This window comes from Luteibacter sp., from assembly GCF_009912395.1.
GTDB lineage: Bacteria > Pseudomonadota > Gammaproteobacteria > Xanthomonadales > Rhodanobacteraceae > Luteibacter.
The window spans coordinates 1-9,553 of record NZ_WNDO01000052.1 but is presented as its reverse complement, the minus strand read 5'-3'; the positions used below and the strand labels follow the sequence as shown (position 1 = coordinate 9,553).

The 9,553-nt window shown below is 63.5% G+C and carries 13 protein-coding genes; 5 read left to right on the top strand and 8 right to left on the bottom strand.

The genetic code is table 11. The annotated features are described in order from the left end of the window. The coding region (locus tag GAK28_RS24755; RefSeq protein ID WP_291781585.1) for a transposase at positions 1-252 on the bottom strand (252 nt) is incomplete at its 3' end. 633 nt (positions 253-885) lie between these two features. On the opposite strand from GAK28_RS24755, the gene GAK28_RS24750 reads away from it, so the two are divergent. Next, complete coding sequence (locus GAK28_RS24750; RefSeq protein WP_291785595.1) at positions 886-1,467, top strand: hypothetical protein; 582 nt, start codon at positions 886-888, stop codon at positions 1,465-1,467. Positions 1,468-2,140: 673 nt separating this feature from the next. Continuing rightward, a complete protein-coding gene (locus GAK28_RS24745) occupies positions 2,141-2,458 on the top strand; it encodes a hypothetical protein (RefSeq protein WP_291785593.1) in 318 nt (105 codons plus the stop codon). A gap of 71 nt (positions 2,459-2,529) precedes the next feature. On the opposite strand, the gene GAK28_RS24740 is transcribed toward GAK28_RS24745, so the two are convergent. From GAK28_RS24740 to GAK28_RS24710, 7 genes are all read right to left on the bottom strand, one after another. Next, positions 2,530-3,285, bottom strand: a complete 756-nt coding sequence (locus tag GAK28_RS24740; protein WP_291785591.1) for a DNA-binding domain-containing protein — start codon at positions 3,283-3,285, stop codon at positions 2,530-2,532. Continuing rightward, entirely contained in the window at positions 3,282-4,118 is an 837-nt protein-coding gene (locus tag GAK28_RS24735) for a DUF692 domain-containing protein (protein ID WP_291785589.1), read from the bottom strand. Before GAK28_RS24735 ends, GAK28_RS24740 begins: the two co-directional genes overlap by 4 nt. 55 nt (positions 4,119-4,173) lie before the next feature. Further along, positions 4,174-4,374: a hypothetical protein gene (locus GAK28_RS24730; RefSeq protein ID WP_291785587.1), complete on the bottom strand. Its 201-nt coding sequence runs from the start codon at positions 4,372-4,374 to the stop codon at positions 4,174-4,176. 144 nt (positions 4,375-4,518) lie between these two features. After that, positions 4,519-5,283, bottom strand: a complete 765-nt coding sequence (locus GAK28_RS24725; RefSeq protein ID WP_291785583.1) for an alpha/beta hydrolase — start codon at positions 5,281-5,283, stop codon at positions 4,519-4,521. A 40-nt stretch (positions 5,284-5,323) separates the two neighbouring features. Beyond that, the gene (locus GAK28_RS24720; protein WP_291785581.1) at positions 5,324-5,770 is read right to left on the bottom strand and encodes a DoxX family protein; all 447 of its coding nucleotides are present in this window, start codon (positions 5,768-5,770) and stop codon (positions 5,324-5,326) included. Beyond that, positions 5,767-6,042: a DUF2282 domain-containing protein gene (locus GAK28_RS24715; protein WP_291785579.1), complete on the bottom strand. Its 276-nt coding sequence runs from the start codon at positions 6,040-6,042 to the stop codon at positions 5,767-5,769. Before GAK28_RS24715 ends, GAK28_RS24720 begins: the two co-directional genes overlap by 4 nt. 29 nt (positions 6,043-6,071) lie before the next feature. Next, positions 6,072-6,488: an organic hydroperoxide resistance protein gene (locus GAK28_RS24710; protein WP_291785576.1), complete on the bottom strand. Its 417-nt coding sequence runs from the start codon at positions 6,486-6,488 to the stop codon at positions 6,072-6,074. A 292-nt stretch (positions 6,489-6,780) separates the two neighbouring features. Here GAK28_RS24710 and GAK28_RS24705 point away from each other — a divergent pair, with 292 nt between their 5' ends. The 3 genes from GAK28_RS24705 to GAK28_RS24695 are packed head-to-tail and all read left to right on the top strand — an operon-like array spanning position 6,781 to position 9,399. Continuing rightward, the gene (locus GAK28_RS24705; protein ID WP_291785574.1) at positions 6,781-7,323 is read left to right on the top strand and encodes a redoxin family protein; all 543 of its coding nucleotides are present in this window, start codon (positions 6,781-6,783) and stop codon (positions 7,321-7,323) included. A 28-nt stretch (positions 7,324-7,351) separates the two neighbouring features. Continuing rightward, on the top strand, positions 7,352-8,092 hold the full coding sequence (locus GAK28_RS24700) for a response regulator (RefSeq protein ID WP_291785598.1): 741 nt from the start codon (positions 7,352-7,354) through the stop codon (positions 8,090-8,092). Then, a complete protein-coding gene (locus GAK28_RS24695) occupies positions 8,089-9,399 on the top strand; it encodes a HAMP domain-containing sensor histidine kinase (protein WP_291785571.1) in 1,311 nt (436 codons plus the stop codon). Before GAK28_RS24700 ends, GAK28_RS24695 begins: the two co-directional genes overlap by 4 nt. Positions 9,400-9,553: the final 154 nt, after the last annotated feature.

Sequence of the window (9,553 nt, the reverse complement as noted above, 5' to 3'; positions counted from 1 at the left end):
GAAAGCGTTCTCCTCCTCCAGCCGCGCCACTTCACGTTTGAGCCGTGCATGTTCGGCCAACTCCAAGCGTTGTGCCTGATCGTCCTGGTCGTGCCGCCGCGCCTGGGCGCGCCAACTGTACAGCTGGGCAGGCTGCAACCCCAGATCACGAGCCACCGTGGTTACCCCTTCTGTGGCCGCTCGCAACAGTGCCTGCTGCCTGAACTCCAGGCTGAACTCCTGCCCCTTTCTGCCTGCCTTGCTCTTGGTCATCGTCCACCTCCTATTGCGATAGTTAATCGCTTATAGGGGTGTCCGTGAAACGGGGGCAAGATCAGGATGCTACATGAGGCTTGCACTTTCGGATCACGATTTGGCAGATGAGATAATGGGTACTTTGGACGACCGTAGCAGTTGATAGCTTCCTTCAGGGCATTCAAAGCCGGCTCGTCGGTAATGGATGGTGAGCCTAACGCCACCGAAGCGCTTACTCGTAGTACGTTCACTATGGTCAGTACTTATTGGGCAAGGCAATGAATGAATGTGTTTGGGAGGTAATAGAGAGTTTTTCATCTCCAAAGGAATATGAACGCTTTTCTGCTTGGATTGGTGGTCAGATTGAGGCGGGAGTATTGCAGCCAATTTCTGTTCAGGGAAGCTATGCAGGAATGGGTTTTGAAGAGAAATGGTTCAGGTGCATAGTGTCGGGTCGCACGTGGAGGCTGGTTTCTCCTCAAGATCCGTTTCATGGTTACTGGGGGCCAGTCTAGAGCCAGGCGTTATTGAGCTAGTGCAAGAATTGCCCTTCTATCCTTGACCCGGAAGAGAGATTCTTAAGTCCGCCCGTCCAAGCAAGACGAGTGAATTTTCTGGTGACTTTGAATTGCAAATGAGTGGTTTCGGTCGATGTTCATTTGGCTTGTTCACAAGACGTCGCAGGTGCCTCTGTGTGTCGCCGTGATGTCGCTTTTGCTCGGTATTCCGTTCCTTGCGACCACCTTGGCAGGCTACGCACCGCCGGATATGCGGTTTCTTCGTAACGTGACTGGAACCGTTGTTCAAAAAAGTACGGCATGCGGACGTTTCGGCTGTTCCAATACGCGTGTTGACCTTGAAGCTATGGAAGTCACTTACTCCATCGGTCTTACAAACTGTGCTCGCGCACGTGATGATGTGCAGATTGGGGACCGCCTCACGGTTCGCTTCATTCCTTATCAAGATGATTCTCTTGAGGGTCAAGCTTATGCCGTTGAACGAATGGGCGTTTCTTGGTGTGGTGTGGGCGACGTAATGAGTGCGCGGGCACGAAGATATCGAATGGAACTATATATTAGCGGCTTGATCATGCTCGTTGGCCTGCTGGCGCTGAGTCGAGCTTTCTTTGATCGGTATGCTGAGTTGAAGACGACCCAATCAGTGGGATGGAGTCCTCGTCTACCAACAGCTTCCTATCTTCGTGGTGATGACAAGTACGAAGCTAAACTTTGATGGATTTATTTGCATACCGCGTATGAGCATGAGTTGAGGAAATTTCTCAACCCGCGGGCGACGCCTACAGACAATCGCTTATTGATTTGCTACGTTGATCTTGCTGACGGCGTGATCCATATCAACGTGTCGTCGTCAGCCTTCGCTCCAAGGCGGTGAGGGCGCGAGCCACCGGGGATTGCAGTCCCCGATGACACGCTAACCACCGAGTCATCCTTCACAACAAGGAATCACTGCTGATGGCTATCGCCAATCATACGGTACTCACCCGCCCGCCGCTTCTCCGCGGTGGCCCACCCTCCGGTGCCCGGGCCGTTCCGGCCTATCCCGAACGCGGTTGACGAATCGCGGCTTTGCCGCGCCCGTGAGTGTTGCCTTGCCGTAACTACCCGGCGCGTTACCGCGTGCCGGTTCACGGGGCGCTGAAGCCGTTTCTACTTCCGATATCAAGCCGCCCGGCGTCCGGTCACGGACACGCCGGAGCCCCTTGTCGTCCCGGAGCAATGTCCAGACCGTTGTGTTTTGGAGGGTGGCACGCCGTGCTCGCATGGCGTGTCATACCGGGATGGGGTGCGGTACCTACGTAAGGAGCCTGAGATGAAGGACACACACGAGCGGTGGGTGGTGGTGGATGCCGATGCCTCCACCGACGCGTTGTTGAACGAGGTGCTACATGGGCATTGAGCACGGCATGGGCATCGAGAATGTGCAGATCGGCGTGGCGCTCTTTCTGATGCTGATCAATGTCCTGATCTTTATCGATCAACGCCAGGGTGACCATCTCGCCAGGCGAGGGGCACGCGGTTTTGCGGTGGGGGCGTTTATTGGTGCCATTGTGATGTTGCTGGCATTGGACCACCTGATGATCCAGGTTTGGATTCATCCGAGCGACGACATGGCCTTGCTGGTGTTTCATACCGCGATGATAGGGATGTCGTTGGCGACATCCGCGGCGGTAGGGTTTTGGATTGTGTCGCGGTGGGATGTGTAGGGGGGGCGATTTGGGGGGCGCTTGGTTTTGGCTTATTGATGGCACCTGTCGCGCGCAAGCGCGCTCCCACATTAAGCGGGGGTTATTGTGGTGATTAGGGCGGCATCTAGCCAGTCGGCCAGCAGGGTGCCGGCGCGGGCGATGCCGGCCTCTTCGCCGAGGCGGTCGACCAGGTGTTCGCACAGGGTGTCGAAGCGTGGGTCGTCTTGCAGGCTACGTAGGGCGGCGTATTCCACGGCGTCCACGCGTTGCAGGCGCGAGGTGTATTCGCGGCGCCATACGATGAGGCCGCCGGGAATGTCGAGCATCTCGCCGTCCGGTGCGCGGGCATTGTCTTCCTGCAAGGCTTGCCAGATCGCGTCCGCGTTGGTGGTGGCGGTGCGCAGTCGCAGGCTCGGTGTGAGGTGGAGGTTGGCGGTTTCCCAGTCCACGTTCCATAACGCGTCGCGCGACAGCGCGGGGGCATCGGTGGCGACGAAGGCTTCCGACAGGGCCCATTCGATCCAGGCCAGTTCGTGCAGGTCGGGGTTGTGCGGATACAGCGTGGACAGCGTGTCTTCGAAGTCCTTGCCGTAGGTGTCGAGCGTCCAACCGCGCGGCGGATGCGTTTCGATGTGGGTGATGGCGGCTTCGCGGAAGGCGTCTTCACCCAGCCATCGGGCAATCGTCGGGTAGCTCACGCCGAGGCAGCGGACGAGCTGCGTGCGGTAGTTGTTCTGGTAGATGTCCAGGCCGAGCGTCGCGCAATGGCCGAAGACGCGGGCATTGTCTTCGTTGCCGGTCAGCAGCCACTGGCGGAAGTCGTTCTGCCACTGGGCGAGGTTCATGCGGCCTCCTGCTTGCGCTGGCCGATGCCGCGCGCGATGGCGAGTTCGTCGAGCAGGTCGGCGAGGGGCGGAATGTCGTCGTCGCGTTCGATCATGGTGGCGACGGGGCCGAGCAAATCGACGGCGGTGGCATAGAGCGCCCACACGTCGTCGCAGACCGGTTGGTCGTGGGTGTCGATGAGGATGCCGGGGCCTTGCGTGTGGCCAGCGAGGTGGATCTGTCGTACGCGCTCCGCCGGGATGCCGCGCAGGAAGGCGTGGGCGTCGAAGCCGTGATTGCTCGCGCTGACGTAGACGTTATTGACGTCCAGCAGCAGGCCGCAGCCGGTGCGCTTCGACATTTCGGCGAGGAATTCCCACTCGTGCAGCGTGGCGCCATCGAAGGCGACGTAGCTGGAGGGATTCTCGAACAGCATGGCGCGGTCGAGGATGCCCTGGGCCATGTCGATGTTGTGGCAGACCATGTCCAGCGCTTCTTCGGTATATGGCACGGGCAGCAGATCATGCGAGCTGAAGCCGGCGACACGCGACCAGCTGAGGTGGTCGGACACGTAGAGCGGATCGATCGCATCGGCGAGCGCACGCAGGCGCAGCAGATAGTCGCGGTCCAGTCCATCGGCCGAGCCAATCGACATCGATACGCCATGGAGGATCACCGGATGCCGCTCGCGCACCTGGCGAAGGATGTGCAGTGGCTGGCCGCCGTCCACCATGAAGTTCTCCGAGATCACCTCGACGAAGTCGACGGGCACGTCGGTGTCGAGGAAGTCACGGTAATGCTCGCGGCGCAGGCCGAGGCCGTAGCCGGAGAACGTCGTCGGAGGCGTGGTCATGGCGTGTTTCCTGCTCGAAAGAGAGGGGCCGTCGATGCAGGCCCCTCGGGATGGATCACTTGCCGGCGGGCTCGGTGGTGGTGCCGCCGAGCGACTTGCACTCGCTCGGGGTCTTCACGACGACGCCTTCGCCCTTGCAGTTGTTGAGGCCCTTGCAGTCGTGCTTGGCGGTGGCGCAGAGGCTTTCGCCCTTGCAGTTGTTCACGCCGTAGCAGCGGCCCGGCTGTTCGGCGGCACCCTTGTCAGCAGCCTGCACGGGCGAACCGATGGAGGCGACGGCGAGGGCGACGAGGGCGGCGGCAGCGGCGAAACCGGTGCGGGATTTGGTGGCGACGGATATGGTGGTTCTCCTGGGTTGGGGGTGGTCCTCGTGGACCGGTGGTGGCAGGGAGGGGAGGCGTTATTTCGCGCTGCGCGCGGCTTCCTCGATCACGGCGGCGACCTTCTCGGGCTGCGAGATGTAGGTGACGTGGCTGCCGGCGATCTCGGTGACCTTGGCCTGGGCACGCTGGTACATCCAGCGCTGCAGGTCCGGGCTGAGGGCGCGGTCCTGCGTGGAGACGACGGCCCACACCGGCTTGTCGTGCCATGCGGCGATCTGCGTGGTCGAGCCGAAGGCCTTGGTGGTGCCCGGCACCTGCGAGATCGCCATGAAGTCGGTGCGGTTCTTCGTGAGGTTGGCGGCGACGTCGTCGGCGAACTTCGCTTCCGAGACGTAGAGACGACCTTCGCGGGTCGGTGCCACGTCGTTGCTGGGCGAAGGCATCGAGCCGAGCAGCTGGCTGAGCGTCTCGCCCACCTCGGGCACCAGCGCGGAGACGTAGACCAGGCCCTTCACCTTGTCGCGCTCGCCGGCCTGGGTGATCACCATGCCGCCGTAGCTATGGCCGACCAGGATCGTCGGACCGTCCTGCTTACGGATGCGGTCGGCGAGCTGGTCCACGTCGTCGGCCAGCGATTCGATGCGCGGCTGCACCACGGTCACGGTGTAGCCCTTGTGGATCAGGATGTCGTGCACCACACGCCAACCCGACCCGTCCACGAAGGCGCCCGGGACGATCACGATGTTGTGGACGCCCGGGGGCGAGGGAGCGTCGGCGGCGAAGCCGGCGGTGGCGCCACCGAGGGCGAGGGCGGCGATGGCGAGGGAAAGCAGCTTGCGCATGGGGATGGTCCGGAAGGTGGGAAGAAGGAAGGGACGGGAATCAACGGCGGCGCAGGACGCGGTCGAGCGACCAGTTCCCACCACCGCGCGCCACGAGCGGCAGCAGCAGGCCAGCCCACGAGAGGTGCGTGGGCCACGCGTCCGGGTAGACGAACACCTCGATCACCGTCGTCATGCCGAGCAGGGCCAGCGCCGAGACGCGGGTCATCAGGCCGAGCACCAGGAGGAGGGGGAACAGGTGCTCCGCATACGTCGCCATGTGCGCCGCCACCGAGGGCGGCACGAGCGGCAGGGCGTACTCGGACGAGAACAGCTCGTAGGTCGAGGGTTTGATGGTCAGCAGCCCATCCACCTTCGTCCGGCCGGACTGGAAGAACACGGCCGCGATGCCGAAGCGGGCCACCAGCAGCAGAAACGCCTGGGGAATGCGTTCCGCCCAGCGGGCCAGCGGCGAGGTCGCTGTCGCGTCCCGCGCCGCCGTGCTCACGATTGGGCCTCGAGGGTGCCGTGGCCCTTGGGCGTCTTGATGCTGGTGCAGGTGCCTTTTTCCACGAGCACCCAGGCGTTGCCCTGGTAGTCCTTCTTTGCCGTGCCGGCGCAGGTCGTGCCCGGGCCGGCGGCGCAGTCGTTCTTGCCGGCCTGGGACACGCCGAAGCATTTCTCCATCGGCTTCTTCGCGTCGTCGGCGTGCACGCCCGTGGCGATAGTGGCGAGGCCCAGGGCCAGCGTGGCGGCGAGGCGGCTGTAGGTGCGGTTCATTGGCGTTCTCCGTTGAGTGGGGGCAGGGGTCAGGCGACGGTCAGTTCGACGTCGATGTTTCCGCGGGTGGCCTTCGAGTACGGGCAGGTACCGTGCGCGGCGTGGACAAGGGCTTCGGCCGTCTCGCGGTCGAGGCCCGGCAGGCTGACGACGAGGTGGGCGCGCAGCGAATAGCCGTTGTCGCCATGGCCGAGGTCGACCTCGGCGTCCACCGCCGTATCGGTCGGCAGCGCGATCTTGCGTTCGCGGGCGGCGAGGCCCATGGCGCCGATGAAACAGGCCGACCAGCCGGCCGCGAAGAGCTGTTCCGGGTTGGTGCCGGCGCCGGTGGAGCCGGGGGCGGACAGCTTGATGTCCAGGCGGCCATCGCTGCTGCGGGCGTTGCCGTCGCGGCCGCCGGTGGTGTGGGTCTTGCCGGTGTAGAGGACGTTGTCGATCTGGGCCATGGTCGTGATTTCCGTTGCGTGGTCTGGGGTGGTCGGCCTCGGATCGGCCGGTGTGGACATCAGACCGCAGCGGCGTATCCCGCCTGTGTCCCGTTCGGGGGCAAAGGGCAACGGAATGTGTAGCGGGGGCGTCCGTACACATTCGGATACACAACGGGGTGGGGAAGGCCGCTGGCGGCCTGTACAGACGGATACAAAAGTCCCTGCGCGAGGACATCCCGGATATACGCGTGAATCGTCCAATGGCAGCGACCCGGCACCGGCCGGCCCGCTATTCCTTCAAGGAACGCCCATGTCCCCCTATCGCATCGCCGTGGCCCTGGTGGCCCTGATCATCGCCGTCTCGGCCTCCTGGCCCGGCGGTTTCGCCAACGCCTATACGAAGGACGCGAACGCCGTCATGCCGGCGCCCGAGTTCCAGGGCATCGATCGCTGGTTCAATTCCGAACCGCTCACCATGGCCGGCCTGCACGGCAAGGTGGTGCTGGTGGAGTTCTGGACCTGGGACTGCATCAACTGCGCGCACGTCACGCCGCACGTGAAGGCGCTCTACGAGCGCTACGCGAAGGACGGCTTGGTGGTGGTGGGCGTGCATACGCCCGAGTTTGACGAGGAGCGTTCCCCGGCCAGCGTGCAGGCGGCCATCCGTCGCTTCGGCATCACCTGGCCGGTGGCGACCGACAATGGCTATCGCACCTGGAATGCCTTCAATAATCGCTTCTGGCCGGCGCTTTACCTGATCGACCGCGACGGCAACATTGTTTATCGCCACGTGGGTGAAGGAAACTACGAGGATACCGAGGCCCGGGTCCGCGACCTGCTGCGCAAGGCCTGAGGGGGACGCCATCATGGGACATCAGAACGTGGAACACATCGACCATATCCTCGTCGTCGACGACGACCATGGCATCCGCACCGGCGTGGTGGAATACCTGCGCAAAAATGGCCTGCGCGCCACGCCAGCGGCCGACGGCCGCGAGATGATGGCGCAGCTCGACACCTCGGCCTTCGACCTGGTGGTGCTCGACATCATGATGCCCGGCGACGACGGGCTGGTGCTCTGCCGTAACCTGCGCGGTGGCCGCCATCGTGCGGTGCCGGTGCTTCTGCTCACCGCGCGCGACGACGAGACGGATCGCATCATCGGCCTGGAGATGGGCGCCGACGATTACGTCACCAAGCCGTTCTCGCCGCGCGAGCTGCTGGCGCGCATCAAGGCGGTGATCCATCGTACGCGCATGCTCCCACCCAACCTGCGCATCACCGAGGCTACCCACGCGTTGTCGTTCGGTCGCTGGCGCCTCGATACCACGGCGCGCCACCTGCTCGACGAGGACGGTACGGTGGTGTCGCTGAGCGGCGCGGAGTTCCGCCTATTGCGCGTGTTTCTCGACCATCCGCAGCGTGTGCTTTCGCGCGACCAGCTGTTGAACCTTACTCAGGGGCGCGACGCGGAGTTGTTCGACCGCTCCATCGACCTGCTCGTGAGTCATCTCCGCCAGCGCCTTCGCGATGATGCGAAGGATCAGGGCTACATCAAGACGGTGCGTAGCGAAGGCTATGTGTTCTGCATGTCGGTGACCGTGCACGGGGATGTGGCGTGAACACGAAACGGCCCCGCTGGTGGCCGCGAAGCATGGCCTCGCGGCTGTACCTGATCATCTTCTCCGGCTTGTTGCTGGCGCATGTGCTGTCGTTCGCGCTGATGTTCTATGAGCGTTACCAGAGTGCCACCACCGTGATGCTCAATACGCTGGAGCGCGACGTGGGTACCTCGGTGGCGGTGATCGATGGCCTGCCTGCCGCCGAGCGTCCGGCATGGCTTAGCCGTTTCGCCCGTGACAACTACGTTTTCGTACTCGGTCCGGGCGAGCATGGCGTGCCGTTGGTGACGGAGCGGTCCCGTGCCGTCATGAAGATGATCGAGCGCGAGGCGGGCGCCGGATACAAGGTGCATGGCGACACCATCTCGATGTCGCCCGAGCGCTACCAGATCCATTTCATCCTGCACGACGGTTCCACGTTGACCCTGGTGGTGACGCCGCGCGGCATCGTGCCGGTGGCCGACTGGCTGCCGTTCGTTTTCGTTCTCCAGCTGGTGTTGTTGCTGGTCTGCACGTGGTTCGCGGTGCGTTTCGCCACGCGTCCGCTGGCGCATCTCGCCCAGGCGGCGGAGGCGATCCGTCCGGGGACGGATGGTCCGCGCATGAGTCAGGACGGCCCGACGGAAGTGGCGCAGGCCGCCACGGCGTTCAACGAGATGCAGGACCGTATCGGGCGTTATCTCAAGGAGCGCCTGCATATCCTGGCTTCCATCTCGCATGATTTGCAGACGCCGATCACGCGCATGCGACTGCGTGCGGAGTCGCTGGATGGCAGCCCCGAGCGCGACCGCCTGTTGAACGACCTGCAGGAGATGCAGCACCTGGTGCGCGAAGGCGTGGCGTATGCACGCAGTGCGCATGGTGGGTCGGAGGTGCCGGTGCGCATCGATCCGTCGGATTTCCTGGAAAGCATCGTCTTCGATTACCAGGACATGGGCCAGCCGGTGACGCTGGACGGTCGTATCAAAGGCCACGCCACGGTACGTCAGCAGGCGCTACGGCGCGTGTTGGGTAACCTCATCGATAACGCGCTCAAGTATGCGGGCGCGGCCGAAGTCGGGCTGGCGCGCGATGGTGTCGATGGCTTGCGCATCACCGTGGCGGATCGCGGTCCGGGTATCCCCGAGGACAAGCTCGACGAGGTATTGCAGCCGTTCTATCGGCTGGAAGGCTCCCGCAATCGCGACACAGGCGGCGCGGGCCTCGGCCTGGCCATCGCGACACAACTCATCCGCTCCACCGGCGGCGACCTGCGCCTGGCGAACCGCGAAGGCGGCGGCTTGATCGCGACGCTGACCCTACCCTAAACCCGTCGTTCCTGTGAAAACAGGAATCCAGCGCCCCGGTTCACCAGCATGGCGAGGGCGCCGCATCGGCTTTTGCGTAGGAGGCCGCGACGCGATAACCGATTGCACCGCGCTGGGTTCCAGCGTGCGCTGGAACGACGGATCGCGAGCTCGT